The sequence below is a fragment of the Actinokineospora lacus genome, from assembly GCF_053813445.1.
In genome coordinates this window covers 95,341-115,669 of sequence record NZ_JBQERA010000005.1, presented here as the reverse complement: position 1 = coordinate 115,669, position 20,329 = coordinate 95,341, and the positions used below count along the sequence as shown (strand labels likewise).

The window sequence follows — 20,329 nt, the reverse complement described above, 5'->3', positions numbered from 1 at the left end:
AAGTCGCGGCTGACCCACCGGGAACTACCAGCGGTGACCATCTCGCCGTCGATGGTCACCGATCGCGGTCTTCTCGGGTGAAAGTGACCCGTCCGGTAACAACGGGTGAACGTAGGGCCGGAAAGGACTGGCTTTGATCTTTCCCGGCCGCGAAGCTAGGACTTCCGAGCAACTTGACCGGAAGGACATGGCGTGGGACCAACCAAGCGCCGGCCGCTACACGGTTTGATCGCGACCTCTGCCGCGTTACTCCTGCTGGGCGCGCCCGCGGCCCAGGCCGAGGGTGATCTCGGCGGCAACTACGAAACCAGCGACAACGTGCGGCTGGTGGCCACCGTGCCACACGCGGCGCCGCTGCCCGAGAACGGGGGGCGCGGCAGCGATCTCGCGTTCTCCGGCGACTACGCGATCGGGGGCAACTACGCCGGTTTCACGATCTACGACATCGCCAAGCCCCGCGAGCCGCGGATGGTCAGCCAGGTGCTGTGCCCCGGCTCGCAGGGCGACGTCTCGGTGCACGGTGACCTGCTGTTCTACTCCGTCGACGCCCGGCGCAGCGACGACAGCTGCGCCTCGACGGCCCAGAACGACGGGACCCAGGCGTACTGGGAGGGCATCCGGATCTTCGACATCAGCGACAAGGCCAACCCGCGCTACATCAAGTCGGTCGAGACCGACTGCGGCTCGCACACCCACACCCTGGTCCCCGACAAGGCGGGCAAGGACGTCTACCTCTACATCTCCTCCTACGGCCCCTCCACCACCATCGCGCGCTGCCGGCCCCCGCACGACAAGATCTCCATCGTCAAGGTGCCGCTGGCCGACCCGACCTCGGCGGCGGTGATCGCCACGCCCGTGGTGTTCCCCGGCGGCGGCAACGCGGGCAGGCCGGGCAGCGTCGAGAGCGGGTACGTGACCGCGACCGCGGGCTGCCACGACATCACCGCCTTCCCGGAGAAGGACATCGCGGCGGGCGCGTGCATGGGCGACGGCGTGCTGTTCGACATCACCGACCGCGAGCGGCCGACCGTGATCACCACGGTCCAGGACGACGCGAACTTCGCCTTCTGGCACTCGGCGACCTTCAGCAACGACGCGAGCAAGATCGTCTTCACCGACGAGCTCGGCGGCGGCTCGGCGGCCACCTGCCGCCCCGACATCGCCAACACCCGCGGCGCCGACGGCACCTACGACGTCGTCGGGTCCGGCGCTGGCGCCACCCTGCAGTTCCGCTCGTACTTCAAGATCCCCCGCTTCGACACCGAGCGCTGCGTCGCGCACAACGGCTCGTTGATCCCGGTCAAGGGCCGCGACATCATGGTCCAGTCCTGGTACAAGGGCGGGGTGTCCATCTGGGACTTCACCGACTCGGCGAACCCCACCGAGATCGGCTTCTTCAACCCGCTGCCGGAGCGGGAAGGGCCCTCGGGCACCTGGTCGGCCTACTGGTACAACGGCTACATCTTCTCCCTGGACGGCCAGCAGGGCCTTGACGTGCTGGAGATCAAGGACCCGCGCACCAACCAGGCGAAGTCGGTGCACCAGGACGTGTTCAACGCCCAGACGCAGTACAGCCTGAAGCCCGGCAAGAACTGACATCACCACGGCTCTGACCTGACACCGCCGGGGTACCCGCGCCAACGGGTGCCCCGGCGCGTGTAACGCCGCGGGCCCGATCAGCGAACCACTACCCGAGCGGAGCCATCCTCATGATCGCCGGGGCGGCCTGACCCTGGGGACACTCAAACGGCGGCAAGAGGAGAGCGCAATGCGGCTACTGCACATCTCGTGTACCCCCCGTGCCGGCACGTCCAACACGCTGCGCGTTTCCAGCGCGTTCCTGGACACGGTGCGCCGACAGGGTGACGTCGAGATCGACACCCTGGACCTGTTCGACCACGACCTGCCCGCCGTCGCGGGCCAGAACATCGAGTCCAAGTACCAGCTCATGGTCGGCAACCAGATCGATCCGCGCCACGCCGAGTCCTGGGGGCGCGTGGAGCAGCTGATCGCCCAGTTCCTCATCGCCGACGCCTACCTCATCTCCGCGCCCATGTGGAACTTCCACGTCCCGTACGCGCTGAAGTACTACATCGACGCGATCGTGCAGCCCGGCTACCTGTTCAAGTACGACGAGTTCGGCGCTCCCGTGGGCCTGTGCCACGACAAGAGGATGGTCTGCGTGAGCACCCGCGGCGGCGACTACTCCCCCGAGGGCCCCATGGCCGCCTACGACCTGCAGACGCCCTACCTGCGGACGATCTTCGGCTTCGTCGGCATCACCGACATCGAGTTCGTCACCGCCCAGCCCATGGACGTCACGCCCGAACTCCGCGAGTCCGCCATCGCCACCGCGATCGACTCGGCCCGCACCCTGGCGGCCCGGTTCGCGGTGCCGCAGCCCACGGCCTGAGATCAGCCCGACCGGCAAATCGCTCCTCGCACTCGCTGACATAGGCAGCACGATCCACCATGTTGCGGACATAGCCGACCATGGCCGTGGCAGATGGTTGACCCAGCTCACTTCTGTCTCACCTCTGACGCACCACCCACACAACGAAGCCACAGACCCATAACAACGCGCTAGTGTGTGCGTACTGTCCGTATCGCTCGCTGTTGAAGGAGTGCATGAGGAATGCCAGCCCGGCGAGGTGCCTTCACAGCTGCTCGGAAGGCGGCCGGCTACAGCCAAGAGGCATTGGCCGAACGGATGGGTGTTGACCGTTCGACCATCGCCCGCTGGGAGGCGAACGGAGCGGCTCCGCAACCGTGGCATCGGCCGAAGCTCGCCGAGGCGCTTGGCGTGTCGCGTGAGGAATTGGCGGGCTTGATCGAACCAGGGCCACCAATGACCGGCGCGCTCGTGGACAGGCGGCAAGAGGAAATCACGGCCAGTCAGGAGGCGTGGCTGCGGACAAGGCTCGCACCGGGAGTGCGCGGCCGGGAGCTGACCGAGTTGGCGGCGTGGCTTTATCCAGAGGCCCACCGCGCGCCTGGTGGCCATGTGCTGACCGGCCCGGATTGGCTCAAAGGAACACCGGTCGAGCTGGACGCTGTCCGGCTGCACTGGCAAAGCGACGCGCCCGCGTTCACCCCGCCGGAATCAAGGTTGCTGGACGAACTGCTTCCGTTGACAGACACAGGCGTTCGCTATGGCGATTACAGTCGAGCTGTGCGCGACCTCGTCCGCCCGCGCCTGCTGGAGAATCGCACCAGCTATCGACTGACGACTATTGATACTTCACTGTCCGGGCTGCGCCTGAGCTTTGGGCGAACAACTTTCTTCGAGGTGTTCAACCTCAAGCAGATGATAGCCCATGAGTTCAAGAAGGCATGGCTGGCATCGGGTCGGCAGATCCCAAGCCTTGAAGACTTGCCGCTTCGCGCGTCGATAGAGAACCCCTTTGATCCCGGGCAGCTACTCATGTCGCCGGGGATCAACACTCTGACCATTCGGCGCGGGGGCATCGGCGAGGGGCCGAGCTTTGTCCTTCATGAGCGCGACGGCGGCAAGGTGGCAGACGGCGGAGGGCTGTGCCACGTGATGCCTGCCGGTGAGTTCCAGCCGTCATCCGCTGACCCGGCAGACGTGCGGAACGACTTTTCGATCTGGCGCAACATCATGCGAGAGTTTTCCGAGGAGTTTCTTGGAAATCCGGAGCACGATGGTTCCAGCGCGCACCCGATCGACTACAAGGAAGACGAACCGTTTGCGCAGCTCGAACGCGCCCGAAGGCGGGGCACACTCCGACTATGGCATTACGGGCTGGTTGTCGAGCCGTTGGAGCTCGGCGTCATGCAGCTCACGGTGGCGATCGTCGACCCTTGGGAGTTTGACCGGCTTTTCGCGGAGATGGTCGGCGTCAACGACGAAGGTCGGGTCATCGGCAAAGATGGCACTCGATACATTCCGTTCACAGGTGAAGCGATCGACCGACTTGAGCCGCGTTTGTCCGCTAGCGCGCTGACGCTTTTGCGGCTCGCGTGGCGCGATCGGAAGACGCTCCTCGGTTGAGGAGCGGATATCGCCGCGGCGGGCGGACTCGGCGGCCCGTTCGCGGGGCCACGGCCCAGGATCAGCCCGACCAGATCTCGTCGAACTCGGTTCCCGTCAGGTCCGCCGCCGCCGAGGCGACCTCCTCGCTGACGAATAGCGGCCCGCGCGGGAGCTGGGGGACGGTGAACGCCGGGGCGGTCACCGCCCCGGCGTGGAAGGCGTAGGACTCCACGGCGAGGATGCCGCCGTCGTCGAAGCGCACGATCTCGGAGCGGTCCTCGTCCAGCGCGTCGAGGACCGTCAGGGCGTGGAACACGGACAAGTCGGCGTCCGGGCACGCCAGCGGCAGCAGCTCACCCCACGGCCCCAGCAGCGGACCGAGGACGGCGCCCGCGCGCGGGCGCAGGACCAGCACGTGGTCGCTCAGCCATGGCAGGTCCGCCCACGCGCACGGCGCGCCGTCCTCGTCGGCGGTCAGCAGGCTGACGACCACCGGCTGCCAGCCCACCAGCCGCGAGGTGCCGCCCAGGCCCAAGAGGACTTCGTGATCGGTGTCGCGCACCGGGATCACCCACTCGTGGCCGGGATGGACTCGCGGCTGGTAGAGCTTCACTCACTGCCTCCTGGTCACGGGAAACCGCCCGACAGCAGGCGCTGCCGGATGTAGGCCAGCGACTGGACCACCTGTTGCCGGTTCTGCGCCCGGCTGAGCAGGCTGTTCACCGCAGCGTAGTACCGGTCGGTGTGCAGCGTGGAGTGCACGGCCGCGCCCGCCGGGTTGGCCGAGGCGCGCGAGGCCGGGAGGAACACGCCGTTGACCGCGTCGTCGAGGTTGAGGCCGAAGCGCTGCAGGACGCCGCGGGCGACCGCGGACTTGGGGGAGCCACCGGCCACGATGTGGTGGGCGGCGGTCTGGGCGGGCCTGCTGGTTCCCGCCCGGACCAGGTTCGCCCCGAGCACCCGCGAGGAGTAGGACATGGCCGCCGGTGCGGCGACGCGTGGCGCCGTCGCCGCGACCGCCCGGGGCGCCTGGGCGATGCCCGCGGTGCCCAGCGACCCGACGACGGAGATGCCGGAGTCGACCAGTTCGGCGTTGTCCCGGCTCACCCCGGCCGCCTGGAGCGCCTGGCTGGTCAGCGAGCTCTCCTGCTCACCGCTCCAGAGCTGGCGCAGCCCGGAGGCGGTCACGTCCGCGCCGTGGACCACGACGACAGCGCCCGCGACCGCACCCACCCCGGTCCACGAGGTGGCGGCGCCGCCCGCGGCGCCCGCGGCCATCTCCACGACGCCGCCGACGGCCTTCAGCCCGCCCATCACGCGGTTCCAGGTGCTGGCCCCGGTCGGGTCGGTCAGCCGGGCGGGGTTGTTGTTGGCGAAGGTGTAGGAGGACAGGTTGAACGGTTGGAAGACACCGCTGTTGGGCCTGCCGTCCAGGTAGCCCTCCAGCGCCGGGTCCGGGCTCTGCCACTGCGCGGTCTTCGGGTTGTAGTAGCGCGCGCCGTGGTAGTAGAGGCCGGTTTCCTCGTCGAGTTCCTTGCCGCCGAACTGGTAGGGCACCGGGGTCGGCTGGGCGGGGTGCTCGTTGACCCAGGTCTCGCCGAAGGCGAAGTACTGCAGGTGCTCGGTGAGCCTGGCGTGCTCGTCGGTCACGTAGGCCGAGGAGCCGAGGTGGTCGGCGTGGAAGAAGAAGTGGTGGTTCTCGTAGGTGCCCACCGGTTTGACCGTCTTGGTGGCGATCCTGCTGTCGCCGATCCAGATGTGCTTGAAGCCGGTCCCGTTGCGCTCGCTGAAGTTCTGGTTCGGGTAGATGTGCTGCGGACCGGCGTCCTTGACGACCCGGTTGCCCTCGTCGTCGTAGACGTAGCGGACCGTGGCGGGCTGCCGCGGGCTCACGCAGGTGTCGGGGTGCTGCGCGACGGTGGTGTTGCGGGCGTGGTCCTGGTTGCAGGCGAGGCGGTTGTCCTCGTCCCACACCAGCTGCCTGCGCTTGCCGGGCGCGGGCGGCTCGGTGTTGACCGTGTCGACCAGGTTGCCGTTGGCGTCGAACACCTGGTTGACCGGTCCGACCTTGCTCGCCGCGTGCGGCTTGGCCGAGCCGTAGGTGTAGCCGTAGTTGTAGGTGGTCTTCTTCTGGACCTGCGCCTTGCCCAGGGTGGTGCCCGGGTCGAGGGTCTCCTGCAGGGGTTCCTCGGCGGGCTCCTCCACCGGGCCGACCGGGGCCAGCGCCGGGTCGAGGGTGCCCTCGGCCGGGTCGGCGTAGGCGGGGCCGGTCGGCTCGGCGGGCGGCACCGTCTGCGCGTTGACGACGATCTCGTGGCGCTGGTCCTTCAGCGTCACGTTGTGCAGGGTGTCGTACCGCACGGTCAGCGACTGCCGGTCGAGCTTGTTGTCCTTGTTCCGGTACTCACCGGAGGCGGCGGTCACCTGGTAGAGGTCGTCGTAGGTGAACGACTGCACGCTCGGCCCGCCGATGGGCTTGCCGTGCGGCAGGGCCACGGTGTTGCGCACCTGGCGGACGTTGCCGACGTTGTCGTAGGTGTAGGCCAGGTTCTGGAACTCGTGCCCGTCGGGCAGCGCGGCCTTGAGGGTAGCCAGCTGGCGGTCTCGCGGGTCGTAGGTGTAGCTGGTGCGGACGCCGGTCCCGGTCACCATGAACGCGCGCTGGCCGAACTTGTCGTAGTCGAGCCGGTGCAGGTAGGTGTAGTCGTGCCCGCCCTTGTGCCCGGTCGCGCGGTGGACCTGGCCGCCGGAGTCGTACTCGTAGGTGAGCACCTCGCTGTCCGGGAAGGTCAGCTGCAGCACCCGGTTGAACGAGTCGTGCCGGTAGGACGTGGTGTAGGTGCGGGCCGGGCCGTTGATCGCGGTGACCGTCCTGGTCTCCCTGACCAGCTCGCCGAGCGGCCCGTAGGCCCTGGTCGCCGTGCCCGCGGCGTCGCGCACCGAGGCGATCCGGTTGGCGGTGTTGTCCGGCGCGCCGGGTCCGCCGTAGGTGTAGGTGACGTTGTTGCCGGTGAAGGTCGGGTAGCGGATCGCGGTGACCCGGTTGAAGTCGTGGTCGTACTCGACAGCCTTGCCCGCCGCGCGGAGGTTCGCGGTGACCTTGGCGGTGACGTTGCCCGCCAGGTCGAAGCGGGTCTCGGTGCGGCCCGCGTCCGGGCTGTCCACGATGGTCCGGCGGCCGAGGTTGTCGTACTCGGAGGTGGTGGCGTTGTCGCGGTCGTCGACCACCCTGGTGATCTGGCGCAGCGGGTCGTGGACGTAGTTCGTCCAGATCACCGGCTGGCCCGCCGCCGCGTTGAACTCCTTGACCGCGGTGGTCAGGCCGCGCGCGTCGGTGTAGGTGCGGCGCTGCTTGCCGTTGCCGTCGGTGGCGACCGTCTCGAACCGGGTCGCCCCGGAGCGGTCCGGGCCGAACCCGTAGGTGTTCGCCGAGGAGGTGTTGTCCGGGATCACCGTGCGGGTGATGCGGTCGAGGACGTCGAAGGTCTGCCGGGTGGGCGTGATGGTGTCGAAGGCGGCGTTGAACGCCGTGTTGTCGCCCTTGGGCTCGCTGACCGGGTAGTAGTGCTCGATCCCCCGGCCGACGAAGTCGAACACGGTCCGGCCCGAGACGGTCATCACCTGCTGCGGGTCGGCCCCCGGCGTGGGGACGACCGTCGCGTCCTTCTTGGTCTGGACCGTCCTCTTGAGACCGTCCACGTAGAGGACCGTGTCCATGGTGTCCTCGACCGGACCGGCCGCGGTGCGGTCGGCGTGGCGGGTCACCGCGTACGGGACGACGGCCTCGGGGTGGTACTCAAAGTCGATCGTGACCCGGTTCTCCGGCAGTTCGTACGGCCCGGTCACCGAGTCGACCCGGCCGACGCTGTCATAGGCCGTGTTGACCCGCTGGCCGTTGAAGTCGGTCTCGACGGTCGGCAGGCCGTACTTGAGGTTGTAGGCGGTGTCGGACCGGTAGCCGAAGCTGTCGGTGATCGACTCGACGTGCACGCCGACGACGGATTCGTAGGTGTAGTCGAGCCGGTAGCGCTGCCCGGCCTTGTTCGCCGGTTCGGTGACCGAGCGGAAGTTCCCGTCCGGGAAGTACGCGAGGTCGGTCACCGCGGCGGCGCCGTCGGCCAGGTACTCGCGCACCTGCCCGGTGTTGGCGGTGGCGCAGTCGATGTCGGCCTCGCTGCGCCGCATCACCGCGCCCGCGCCGCGGACCTCGCTGGCCACGGGCAGCCCGACGATGTGCTTGGCCGCGCACGCGGGGTCGGCGCCGCTGTAGCGCACCCTGGTGTCCACGTCGTCGGCCGTGCCGGTGTCAGCGGCGTCGACGGTCCTGGTCACGTTGCCGAACGCGTCGTACTCGTTCTCGACGAACGAGGACTTGCCCGGCTCGGCCCGGCCTTCGTAGAAGTGGCGGTCGGTCCTGGCCAGCAGCGGGAAGACCGTCGCGGGGGCGACCTCGCGCAGCTGGTAGGTGTTGACCGTCTCCAGGAACCGGCGGCCCTGGGCGTCGGCGGTGACCGACCGGGTCATCAGGCCGCGGGTGTGGACGCTGTCGGTGCGGAACTCCTGCGTCGACGTGCGGTACACCGCATCGGCCGCGGCGGGGTCGCGCTGCTCGGTGACGACCGAGCCGAACCCGAGGAACTCGCGCTCGAAGCGGTCGTGCTTGCCCTCGGCGTAGCGGAACGTGGACAGGTGGACGTCCTGGCCGTCGCCGGGGTGCCCGTCGTGGACGGTGGTGCGGGAGAGCACCCAGCGCGACTCCGGCGAGTCGTAGGTGTTGCCGTCGCGGGTGTAGTCCAGGTCGATCCGGCCGCCGAGCGGGCGGGCCACCGACTTGAGCAGGTTGGTGCGCCCGGTGCGGTTCTCCGCGACGACCAGCTGGTCGTCCTTGGTGGACTTGACGTGGTCGGCGTAGCCGTCGCCGTTGACGTCGCGCAGGGCGACCTCGGTGCGGCCGACGCCGGTGGACACGTCCGCGCCCGGGTTGAACACGATGCAGCCGAAGACGAAGCAGAACCCGAAGGTGAAGTACACCCCGCCGCCGACCGTGGCGTTGGCGTCGGCGTTGACCCCGGCGAGGCTGCCGTGGAACGGCGTCCGCGCGGCGAACCCGCTGCCGGTGTTGACGGCGACGGAGATGGCGTTGCCCGCGTCGGCGAACACCCGGTCCATCAGGCCGTCGCCGTTCATGTCCATCAGCGTGGCGTCGGTGGACGAGGAGCCGACCCCGGCGGAAACCCCGCCCGCGAAGCCGTAGTAGTCGGTGTTGAAGCCCAGGTTCACACCGGTGTTCCTGGTCTCGCCCGCGTTGAGCGGGCCACCCGGCCACGGTTCGCGCGCGGCGAAGGAGTAGCCGAGGTTGAGCGCGGCGTCGCCGTTGGCGAAGACCTTGTCGGGCAGGCCGTCGCCGTTGATGTCGATCAGGTCGTGGTTGGTGTCGGACTCGCCGCCGCCCAGGGTGCCGCCCACGCCGAGGGTGGGCATCTCGGTGCCCGCCTTCGCGGAGTTGGCCGTGGTGCCGCCGGTGGGGATGTCCTGGCCGCGCGCGCTGGAGCTGGTCCGCGCGGGGCTGCCCGCGTTGGCCGAGACGCTGTAGGCCAGGGACTCGGACTGGCGCACGTCGCCGCCGACGCTGCCGCGGGTGGCGCCCAGGCCGCCGACCATGTCGGAGTACTGCGCGCCCGCCGCGCCGACGACGTCGGGGAAGCGGTCGCCGTTGAGGTCGAGGAAGTCGACCTGGCCGGTGCCGCGGCCCTTGGCGATGCTCGCGCCCCCGCCGATCGGCAGGCCGGGGATGCTCGCGCCGAAGGTCGTGGAGACCTGCTGGGTCCTGGCCCTGCGGGCGACGCCGGTCGCGCCCGCCAGGTCGGCGTCGGTGGTGACGTCGATGGTGTCCGAGCCCAGCCGCGAGCCGGACGCGCCCGCCGCGGCGACCCAGGTGTTGTCGTCGGCGCCTGCCCAGCGGTCCTGGGCGGGCATCGGCGCGAACACGACGATCTTGGGCGTCGTCACCTTCGGGTCGGCGGTGAAGCCGGGCACGTCGGCCTCGGTCGGCCCCTCGGGCAGCGAGTCGCGGAAGTCCTCGTCGATCACCAGGTCGGCCTGGTTGACCGGCGCGGTCGCGCGGGTGCGGTTGCCCTGGTAGCCGATGGCGCCCCAGCCGCGGTACGGCTGGGCGAAGGCGCCCTGCTCGACGGCGGCGTGCAGGGCGCTCGGCACGGCAGCGCCGTCGACCTCGACCGACTGGGCGGTGAGCCTGGCGGGCAGCGTGGTGTCCAGGGTGGAGTAGTCGAAGAACAGCTCGTCGCCCTCGGTGACCGCCACGCTCAGCGGCGCGATGGCGGGGACGACGCCGTCGACGATGTCGATGGCCTGCTTGGCCAGCAGCGCGCCGCGCTTCTTGACGGTGAAGACCACCCGGCTGTCGGGGGTCTGGCCCGCGAAGTCGAAGGCGATGCCCGGCTGGACGCTGAGCGTCCCGGTGGCGGCGGCGGTGTGGGAGCCCTGCGGGGCGCTCAGGGTGGTCGCCGGGTAGACGTCCAGCTCGTACGGCGGGGTGATGGCCAGCGTGGGGTCGCCGTTCTCGTCCACGACGGAGTCGACGCCCTCGGCGGCGGTGTAGTGCGCCCGCGGGACCCAGCGCAGGGTGCCCGCGTCGATCGGCGAGTCGGCCTTGAGCCGCCAGGACAGGGTGTCGTTGGCGGTCACCGGGATGTCGAGGTTGACCGGGGCGGTGCCGCCGGAGCCGCCGGGCAGCGCGCTGGTCAGCACGTCGGTCCCGTTGCGGCTGATGACCACGGTGACGTCGTCGCTGGTGGGGCCGGACTTCACCACGTCACCGGAGAGGCGCAGCGTGCCGGTCAGCGGCGCCTGGACCACCGAGGGGCGCCCGGCCAGGGTGAAGTCGCGGGAGGCGAGGTAGCGGTGGTTGTCCAGGCCGTTGACGTCCTGGCTCGCGGCGAGGCCGACGTAGGTGATGTCCGGGTCCCAGGCGACCTGGTCGAACCGGCCGTCGAGCACGGACTGGACGCGGAAGTAGACCGCGTCGCCGCGCTGGACGGCGATGGAGTCGACGCCGCTCGGCGCGAACTCGATGTGGTCGTCCGGGCCGATGCGCTGGGCCCACAGCTCGGTGTCCTCGTGCTGGATGGCCACCCGGACGCCGTCGGCGCCGCGGTACTCGGCGCGCTCGGGGCCGGTGTCCTCGACCAGCCGGACGCGGCCGTCGACGCGGACGGTGCCGTCGTAGGGGGCGATCCACCTGCGGACGCCGTCCAGCAGGGGGAACTGGTCGACCTGGCGCTCGAACTCGGCGGTCTGGTCGCCGACGATCGGTCCGGACACCGCGCCGGGGCCGACCGGCACCGGGGTGTCGGCGCTGTCGGCGCTGTAGGCCGGGTTGCCGTTCGCGTCCAGGTGTCCGAACAGGACACCGCCGTTGTTGACCAGGTCGGTGATGCCGTCGCCGTTGACGTCGGCGAGGTAGCGGTCGGAGGTGGTCGTGGTGGAGACGTAGTCGAGCTGGGCGGCGACGGCGAAGTAGGACTCGACGCCGACGGTGGTCGAGCGGGTGCGCTCGGAGGAGATCGCCGGGAGGCTGTTCAGCCGGATCGGGGTGTCGCCGAAGCGGGTCTCGCCGTCGGGGCCGGACAGGTTCGGCCGGTAGAAGATGCCGCCGCCGGAGCGGAAGACCTTGTCGGGCAGGTTGTCGCCGTTGACGTCGGCCAGGGCGAGCAGGCCGTCGGCGGAGCCGCCGTTGAAGCCGACCTTCACCCCCGCCGAGTTCGACTTGCGCGGGGCGGTCGGGTTGTAGCCGACGTAGAGGTGCCCGCCCGCGCCCTTGGAGGTGGTCGAGGAGAGCGCGCTGGCGTCGCCGTAGCCGCGCAGGCCCTGCCCGAGGCCGTCGCCCGGGATCGACCAGTCGCTGGACGCGGTGAACGCGTTGTAGGCGCCGGACTGGTCGCGGATGTCGTCGAAGTAGTCGAAGGTGTGGGTGGTGAACAGCCGGTTGTCCTCGCCGAACTGCGAGACCGACACCAGCAGCGTCTTGGCGAAGGCGCCGGTGCGGTAGTTCAGCTCGTAGGCGCGGATGAGCTGGTCGTCGAGCTTGACCTCGACGCGGCGCAGCAGGTCGGCGGTGACCTTCTTGAAGCCGCTGCGGGCCTCGATGCCGACGTCGGGGCGGCGGGGCTCGCCGCGCTCGCGGTCGGTCTGGAAGGTGACCGAGTAGCGGCCGGGAGTGGTGCCGTGGCCGGTGTAATCGATGCGCCGCGGGTAGAGGTTGACGCCGGGGACCGTCGCGTTCGCCACGCCGCCGTCGATCACCTTGGCGTGCTCATAGCGGACGAAGTTGTCGTTGGTGTCGCGGGTCTCGACCAGCGCCCACGTGGCGATGTTGCCCTGGGCGTCGGCGAGGGTGGCCTCGGCGGAGCGGCCGTAGACGTGGCGGGTGCCGTTCTTCTCGGTGACCTCCCACCAGTAGTTCGCCGGGCCGTCACCGTGGCGGACGATCCGCCGGAACTGGCCCTCGACCCGGGTGTGGAAGACCTTCTCCGCGGTGCGCGCCAGCAGCTCGCCGCGGTGCGCGACTGGGGTCAGCTGCTCGCCGTTGAGCAGGTAGGTCTCGGTCTCCAGGCCCGCGTCGTAGCGCGGCACCCCCCACCGGGTGTCCAGCGTGACCGCCGGGGTCGCCAGGTCCCAGCCCATGCCGGTCCAGCCGCCCGACGTGCCGGAGTTGTAGGACAGCGCCAGTGCGGGCTGCATCCCCGCGCGGCCCGTCGGCACCTCGATCGGGTAGCCGAGCCGGGCCTCGCCCTGGTTGTTGGCCGTGGGCGCGTCGATCAGGGCGATCCCGGCGCTGGGGTCGCCCGCCTTCAGGTCCTTGATCTTGTTGGGGTCGAACTGCTTGCCCTCGGGGTACTCGGGCACCTCGACGCCCGCGCCCCCGCTGGACGGCCCGGACGCGAGGGTCACCCCGGGCAGGCCCAGCCCCGAGCCGATCATGGCGAGGATCAGCACGAGCACGGTGCCGCTGCGCCACGATGGGACCCGCGGACGGCCTGGCACACCCCTGGTGATCATGGCGCTCCCTCACTAGACGGCTCCACCACGGAGTCGCTGCGCGGAGCGGGGCGGTTACCTGGCAGATGGCTCAACTAACTGCCGGTCGTCGCCTGGTGATCACCGGCGCATTCCCCCAGTCAGGTATTTGCGCGGCCCGACCAGGTGAGGAGTCCTCGCGTAACCGGCAGTTTCCCGCCCCCGCCATCGCGGGGAAATGCCGGTCAGGGCTGTTCGACGGCGCCGCGCCCACGGCCCCGGGCGATTGGTGGGGCGGTGCCCCGGAGGGCAGGATGGCAACCAGACCGCCAGCCCTGCCGATGACCAAGGATGCCCAGATGAACCGTGAAGCACAGTGGCCGCCGATGCCCTACGACAGCTGGCGGGACTCACTGGCCACCGTGCACCGGTTCACCCAGTTGGTGGGCAAGGTCCGGCTCGCGGCCAGCCCTCGGCGCAACCACTGGTGGAATGTGCCTTTCCACCTGACCGGCCGGGGCATCACCACCCGGCCCATGGGCGCCGACCCCATCTTCTGCGTCGACTTCGACTTCGTGGACCACCGTGCCGAGATCGCCACCGAGGCAGGCGACCGGGTCTCCTTCGCGCTGCCGGGGCTCTCCGTCGCCGACTTCCACCAGCGGCTCACCGACGGGCTGGCCGCCGCGGGGGTCGAGGTCGGCATCGCCCTGCCCCGCCCCTTCGACCTGCCCGACGCCGGGCGGCCCTTCGCCGAGGACACCGAGCACCGCGCCTACGACCCGGCCGCGGTCACCCGCTACTGGCGGGTGCTCGGCCGCGTCAACCTGCTCCTCGAGGAGTTCGCGGGGCGGTTCTCCGGCAAGACAAGCCCAGTGCACCACTTCTGGCACACCTTCGACATCGCCGTCACCCGCTTCGCCGACGCGACGGTCGAGCACGCGCCGACGGTGGACCCGGTCACGCGGGAGGCGTACTCGCGGGAGGTGATCAGCTTCGGCTTCTGGTTCGGCGACGAGTCCTTCCCCGAACCCGCCTTCTACTCCTACACCGCTCCCGAGCCCCGCGATCTCGCCACCGACCCCCTGACCCCGGACACCGCGACGTGGGTGGAGCGCCAGGGCAGCCACCTGGCGGTCCTGCGCTACGACGACGTCCGCGCGCTGCCCGACCCGCGCGCCGCGATCCTCGACTTCTACGAGTCGGCCTACCAGGCAGGCGCCCGTCGCGCGGGCTGGGACATCGCCCGCCTCGCCTGCGCGGACGGCGCCACCGACCCGCACGCCTGATCGGTGGTGATCTGGGACAGGGTTCCCGTCGCAGGACGTCACGTGCCGCCCTCGCGCGGCGGCGCCCGATCGGCGTTCGTGTCGTCGACTCTGCTTGATCATCTTGGGAGTCCGGCCACCTGGCCGACCCGCGGTAGCACTTTCGGCTGATCTGTGCTGGTCCGGGTGCTCGTACGATGGTCGGGTGCGTGAACTGCTCCGCTCGGTGTGGCGTGAACCCCGGCCCGCCCAGCCGCCGCCTCGGATGTGGTGGGACTGGGTGCTGGTGGCCGCGCTGATTCCGCTCGCCGTGGTCGAGGGGGTGACCAAGACCGATCTCCCCTACCGGGGGTACTCCATTGTCATCGTCGCCGGTCTGGCGCTGACCCTGCTGTGGCGGCGGTCCAGCCCACTGGTGATGGTCGCGGTGGCGTTCGGCGTGATGGCGGTGTCCTCTGTGGTCCTGGGGCGCGAGTTCCCCGACCAGGAGGTGACGGTCTATGTGCTGCTGCTTCCGTTCGCGCTGTTCCGGTGGGGGTCCGGGCGGGACGCGGTGCTCGGGGCGGCGATCATGCTGGGCAAGGTCGGGCTGTCGGCGGCCCTGGGCTACCTGGCCCCGCTCGAAGGGCTCGGCGGGGTCACCGTGCTGCTCTTCGCCATGGCCGTGGGCGCGGCGATCCGGTACCGGTCGTGGGCACGGGCGCGGGCGTTGGACCAGGTGAAGAGTATCGAGCGGGAGCGGCTGGCCCGCGACCTGCACGACACCGTCGCCCACCACGTCACGGCGATGGCGATCCGGGCGCAGGCGGGGATGGCCACCGCGGCCACCAATCCGTCCGCGGCCGTCGACGCGCTGCGCCTGATCGACGCCGAGGCGGCCAAGGCCCTCGACGAGATGCGCGGCATCGTCCGCATCCTGCGCGCCGAGCAGCCGATGGACCTCTCGCCCCATCCCCGCGTCGCCGACCTGGGACATCTCGTGTCGCACACCGAGCCTGCCGTCGCCGTGGAGCTGGGGGGCGATGTCGACGACCTCCCGTCGCCGGTCGCGGCCGCCGTCTACCGGCTCGCGCAGGAGGCCGTCACCAACGCCCGGCGGCACGCCCGGCACGCGACCCGCATCGACGTGCGGGTCGTGGCCGACGACACCCTGGTCCGGCTGCGGGTGAGCGACGACGGCGAGCACAGCTCGTCCGGGAACCCCGGCTACGGGCTGATCGGCATGAGCGAGCGCGCGAGCCTGCTGGGCGGCACCTGCGCCGCGGGGCCGAACGCGGGCCGGGGCTGGACGGTCACCGCCGCGCTGCCCAGGACGGGGACGCTCACGTGAGCATCCGCGTGCTGGTCGCCGACGACCAGGAACTCGTCCGGACCGGACTCGCCATGATCCTCGACGCGCAGCCCGGCATCGAGGTCGTCGGCGAGGCCGCGGACGGGCGGGAGGCCATCGAACTGGGCAGGCGGCTGCGGCCCGACGTGTGCCTGTTCGACATCCGGATGCCCGGCGTCGACGGCATCGAGGCCACCCGACTGCTGGCCGGGCCGACCGTCGAAGACCCGCTCGCGGTCGTGGTGATCACCACCTTCGACCTCGACGAGTACGTCTACGCCGCGCTGCGCGCGGGCGCGCGTGGCTTCCTGCTGAAGAACGCCGGGGCGGACCTGCTCACCCGTGCCGTCCACGCGGCCGCCGCGGGGGACGCGCTCATCGCGCCGAGCGTCACCGCGCGGCTGCTGGCGACCTTCGCCGAGAACGGGCCCGCCACCGCCCCGTCCCAGCCCATCGATCCCCTCACCGACCGGGAGGAGCAGATCCTCCTCGCGGTGGCGGGCGGGCGGACCAACAACGAGATCGCCACCGGGTTCCACATCACGCTGAGCACCGTGAAGTCCCATGTGGCCAGTCTGATGGCCAAGCTGGGCGCCCGGAACCGCGTCGAGATCGCCATCTGGGCCTACGAGACCAACCGGGTGCGCTCGCGGTGACGCCGGAAGTACGACGTGGCGACCGCACCATCGGCCACCGGGAAGACCGGCCGAATTCCCGATGATCCGGCCGTCGCGGCTAGGCAAGATCAAGGCATGACAACGCGATCCCCGGCCAGGCGGCAGTGGCGCGTACCCGCCGCGCTGATCCTGCTCAGCACCGTCCCCGTCGTGGCGGGCATGTTCCGCACGGTCGAACTGGTCTCGGGAGCGGAGATCACCGAGGCGAACGCCCGGTTCGTCGCCTCGCCCGTGCCGGTCCTCCTGCACATCGCGGGTGTGACCCTGTACTGCGTGGTCGGCGCCTTCCAGTTCGTCCCCAGCCTGCGCGGCGGACGGTCGCGGTGGCACCGCCTCGCCGGCCGCGCACTTGTCCCCTGTGGACTCGTCGGCGCCCTGTCCGGGATGTGGATGACGCTGTTCTACCCACGTGGCCCCGAGGTGGGCGACCTCCTCACCGCGATCCGCGTCGGATTCGGCACCTTGTGGGTCGTCGCCCTCATCCTCGGCGTCATCGCGATCCGCGCACGTGACTTCACCACCCACCGCGCCTGGATGATCCGCGCCTACGCCGTCGCCCTCGGCGCGGGCAGCCAGGCGGTGGTCCTCGGCACCTGGATGGTCGCCGTGGCCCCGATAACCGAGCTCTCCAACGCCCTGCTGATGGCGGCGGCCTGGCTGCTCAACCTCGCCGTGGCCGAACGCGTCATCCGCAGACCCGCCACCCCTCGCCCGCCCGTGAAGCGATCCGCGGACGCACCGGAAGTCCCCGCACAGTCAGGCGTCTTACCGCGAGGCGTCGTGGACTGAGCTGTCGGTCGCCGGAGTTCTGTCGGTCAGTTGCTGGGCCACCAGCGGGACAGGAAGGTGTCGTCCTGGAACCGGCGGTGTGACGTGGCGGCCAGCGTGAGCGCGCCCAGCAGGAGCAGGCTCAGGCCGAGGCCCAGCGATATCGTGACCGAGCTGCCGGTCTCGGCGAGGTCTTGGCCGGCTTGGCCGCCCCCGCCGCCTGGTGCGCCGCCGGGGGACTCGGAACCGCCGGAGGGGCCGTCGGAGCCGCCACCGCCACCGCCTGTGACCGGGTCGATGCCAGGGGATGGGTCCGGCGGGGCCTGGCCGGGCAGGAGGACGACGGTGGCGTCGTCGGAACCGGCGAGCGGCGGGCCGGTGTCGCCGGTGGCCGTGGTCGGCTGGGCGGTGTAGGCGGCGATGTTGGTGATCTGCTCGGCGGATTCCTCGGTGGGGGCGGTGGCCTTGCACTGCTGGCCGTTCGCCGCGCCGGGGCGCAGGGGTGGGGAGGTGAACGCGAAGTCGCAGTCCGGGGCGGTGTCGTTGGTGACCTGGAGGGTCAGGGGGACATCGCCGATGTTGCGGACCGTGACGCCGAAGTCGATGTCGGCGCCGTGGGGGACCCGCTCCTGCTCAGCGGTGGCGCTGATGGTGAGGACAGGGTTGATCACCGTCACGCGCAGGGGTGCGGCGGCGACCCTCATCTCCCGGTTGAGTTCGTCGATGGCCGAGGCGCCCGCCTGGTTGTCGAAGCTGCGGTCCGGGATGGCGGTGCAGGCTCGTTCCTGGGATTCGCCGGGGGCCAGTGCGGCGATGGGCTCCGGGGCGCAGTCCGGGGGCAGGGTGGGGCTGGCGATGCGGATGTCGGACAGCGTGCCGTCACCGCCGCCGCCGATGTGGGTGGCGGTGAAAGTGATCGTGACTTCGCCGCCGACCCGCACGGTGGGCTTGTCGACGCGCTGGGTCAGTTCCAGCAGGGGGTCGAGCACGGTGATCGTGGTCGGCTCGGCGGACGCGGTCACCGGGCCGCCTGCCACGTCGACGGCGGACGCGGTGGCGACGACGTCGACGGTGCGGGCCGGGGACGCGGTGCAGGTGCGTTCCGCCGACTCGCCGGGCAGGAGTTCGGCGATGGGCTCGGTGGTGCAGCCGGGCAGCGCCTCGGCGGTGACCCGGACGTTGGCGAGGGCGCCGTCGGACTCGCTGCCGGTGTGTTCGACGGTGAAGGTGAAGGTCACCGAGTCGCCCCGGTAGACGGTGTCCTTGTTGGCCGCCTGGGTCACCGTGAGGGTCGGTTCGATGACGCGGACGGTGACCGTCGGACTGGTGATGGTGACCCCCGGGCCAGAGACCGGCGTACCGATCAGCTGTCCGGAACTGGAGAAAGTGGCCTCCTGGGCCGTCGTGGCGCACTCGAACAGCTCGGTCTCGCCCGCGGCCAGGGTGGTGTCGGCGGGGCCGGTGCAGCTCGTGGCCACGCTGTCGGTGTAGGCGATCGAGGTGAGGTCGGCCGCGGTGTTGTTGATCAGCTTGACGGCGAAGGTCACCGTCTCGCCCGCCCTGATGACGAGCCGGTCGGGTACCCGTTCGACGGCGTAGTCGGCCTGTTCGACGGTCACGACCGCGCTCGCCGACGCGGTGACCGTCTCGGGTTCGCCGTCGGGGCCGGTCAGGTAGGCGGCGGTGACGGTCGCGGTGTTGGTGAACCCGGTGGCGCCCGCGGGCTGCACGCAGGTGACCTGGCGGGTCTCGCCCGGCTCGATCGGGGCGATGACCGTGGGCGTGCAGCGGATGGCGTCGGATGGGGGTTCGCTGGTGTCGGCCAGTTCGATGTCGAACAGCGGCAGCGCGCCGTCGTTGCGGATCTCGATGGCGAAGGTCGCCAGGTCGCCCTGGCGGACCGGCTCGATGGGCCCGGTGTTGGTGATCGCCACCGACGGCGCCACCGTCTCGGCGAGCACCACGTTCTGCAGCACGACGAAGTCCACGACGCTGGCCACGCCGATCTCGATGTCGCCGGTGTCGTTGTCGGCCAAGGTGGGCCGCACCGTCTTGGCGTCGACGCTGAGGTTGTTGGTGGGCGTCCGCTCGGGCGAGAGGGGATCGATCGCCCCGCTCGCGCACGAGCGGAAGAAGTCCTCGGCCGAGTCGCCCAGGCAGGGTTCGGTCATCGGCTCGCCGTCCACCATGAACCGCTCGCCGCCCTGTCGCCAGTCGCCGTCGTAGGCCGTCACGCCGATCTCGATGTCCGCGCCCGAGCGCTGGCGGGTGACGCCGGGCAGGATGACGCTGGACCCGGTGAGACCGGGGACCAGGCCGGGCAGCAGGTCGTCGATGATGCTCGGGAAGCCGGGCACCAGCGGCTCGATCAGGCCGGGCACGAGCACGCCGCTGCCGGGCAGGTCGTCGGTGTAGAGGTCGACCACGCGCGGCAGCAGGTACGGCTCGCGCGGCTCGTCGTAGCCGAACACCACCACCAGCGACCAGCCCGCCGCGCAGCCGGGGCCGGTCGGCGCCCACACGTTGCTGACGGTGACCACGACCGGCTCGCCGGTGGCGGGTTCCGCGCCGAACGCGGCGGTGACGTCGGCCCAGTCGGTGTAGATCTGGCTCGGCTCGGTCAGGCCGTCGGTCATGCGCAGGTGGGCCGGGTCGCGGGCGACCAGCGACGGCTCGCCCGCGTCGACGGCGATGCGCACCCGCTGCTCGGCGGGCGTGGGCGCGGCGGGCAGCGGCGGGGGCTCACCCTGCAGCAACAGGGGCCGCACGCAGTTGACCCCGGAGAAGCCCACGAACGTCCCGGTGTGCCCGCCCCAGTGCAACTGAGCGTAGCGCACGGTGGCCCCCGCCGGGATGGCCACGCTCGCCCGGCTGGAGGTGAACGAGTCGGCCCGACCGTCCACATCGGCCAGGTGCATGTAGTAGCCGTTGTTGTTGCCGCTGCTGTCGAGCAGGCCGCCCCCGCCCGCGCTGTTCGTCATGGCGGAGGCGCAGTCGGCGGGGGTGTGGTCGCCCTCGACCTCCCCGTCGACCGGGCAGCGCAGCACGCTGTTGCCCACCAGCCGGAAATCGCCGAACACCGCGGCGCGGTAGTCCGGGGTCACCGTCGGGGCGGGTGGCGCGGGCAGCAGGCCGGGCTGTGCCACCCGCTCCGGCGCCACGCCTGCCGGGGGCGCTTCGAGGTCCAGCGCGGGCGCGAGCACGATGAACAGCAGGACGATCGCAAGCCAGCAGCGGAACACGGCAACTCCCG

At 70.7% G+C, this 20,329-nt stretch carries 10 protein-coding genes; 7 read left to right on the top strand and 3 right to left on the bottom strand.

Going from position 1 to position 20,329, the window contains the following annotated elements:
- Positions 1-225 precede the first annotated feature (225 nt).
- The 3 genes from ACTG9Q_RS14005 (at position 226) to ACTG9Q_RS13995 (ending at position 4,015) form a co-directional block, all read left to right on the top strand.
- Positions 226-1,596 (top strand): LVIVD repeat-containing protein, encoded by a 1,371-nt coding sequence (locus ACTG9Q_RS14005; RefSeq protein WP_455573182.1) that lies wholly within the window; start codon positions 226-228, stop codon positions 1,594-1,596.
- Positions 1,597-1,768: 172 nt separating this feature from the next.
- Positions 1,769-2,413 (top strand): FMN-dependent NADH-azoreductase, encoded by a 645-nt coding sequence (locus ACTG9Q_RS14000; protein WP_455573181.1) that lies wholly within the window; start codon positions 1,769-1,771, stop codon positions 2,411-2,413.
- Positions 2,414-2,635: 222 nt separating this feature from the next.
- Positions 2,636-4,015, top strand: a complete 1,380-nt coding sequence (locus ACTG9Q_RS13995; RefSeq protein WP_455573180.1) for a helix-turn-helix transcriptional regulator — start codon at positions 2,636-2,638, stop codon at positions 4,013-4,015.
- A 61-nt stretch (positions 4,016-4,076) separates the two neighbouring features.
- Here the strand turns inward: ACTG9Q_RS13995 and ACTG9Q_RS13990 are convergent, their stop codons facing one another.
- Positions 4,077-4,610, bottom strand: a complete 534-nt coding sequence (locus ACTG9Q_RS13990; protein WP_455573179.1) for a hypothetical protein — start codon at positions 4,608-4,610, stop codon at positions 4,077-4,079.
- Positions 4,611-4,624: 14 nt separating this feature from the next.
- Positions 4,625-13,075 carry a SpvB/TcaC N-terminal domain-containing protein gene (locus ACTG9Q_RS13985; protein ID WP_455573178.1) on the bottom strand — a complete coding sequence of 2,817 codons (8,451 nt, stop codon included), beginning with the start codon at positions 13,073-13,075 and terminating at the stop codon, positions 4,625-4,627.
- A gap of 317 nt (positions 13,076-13,392) precedes the next feature.
- On the opposite strand from ACTG9Q_RS13985, the gene ACTG9Q_RS13980 reads away from it, so the two are divergent.
- From ACTG9Q_RS13980 to ACTG9Q_RS13965, 4 genes are all read left to right on the top strand, one after another.
- Positions 13,393-14,322 carry a DUF5996 family protein gene (locus tag ACTG9Q_RS13980; protein ID WP_455573177.1) on the top strand — a complete coding sequence of 310 codons (930 nt, stop codon included), beginning with the start codon at positions 13,393-13,395 and terminating at the stop codon, positions 14,320-14,322.
- A gap of 184 nt (positions 14,323-14,506) precedes the next feature.
- The gene (locus tag ACTG9Q_RS13975) at positions 14,507-15,631 is read left to right on the top strand and encodes a sensor histidine kinase (protein WP_455573176.1); all 1,125 of its coding nucleotides are present in this window, start codon (positions 14,507-14,509) and stop codon (positions 15,629-15,631) included.
- Positions 15,628-16,287, top strand: a complete 660-nt coding sequence (locus tag ACTG9Q_RS13970) for a response regulator transcription factor (RefSeq protein ID WP_455573175.1) — start codon at positions 15,628-15,630, stop codon at positions 16,285-16,287. The genes ACTG9Q_RS13975 and ACTG9Q_RS13970 overlap by 4 nt, the downstream gene beginning before the upstream one ends.
- A gap of 96 nt (positions 16,288-16,383) precedes the next feature.
- Positions 16,384-17,097: a DUF2306 domain-containing protein gene (locus ACTG9Q_RS13965; protein ID WP_455573174.1), complete on the top strand. Its 714-nt coding sequence runs from the start codon at positions 16,384-16,386 to the stop codon at positions 17,095-17,097.
- Between the two features lie 26 nt (positions 17,098-17,123).
- Here the strand turns inward: ACTG9Q_RS13965 and ACTG9Q_RS13960 are convergent, their stop codons facing one another.
- Entirely contained in the window at positions 17,124-20,318 is a 3,195-nt protein-coding gene (locus tag ACTG9Q_RS13960; protein ID WP_455573173.1) for a hypothetical protein, read from the bottom strand.
- Positions 20,319-20,329: the final 11 nt, after the last annotated feature.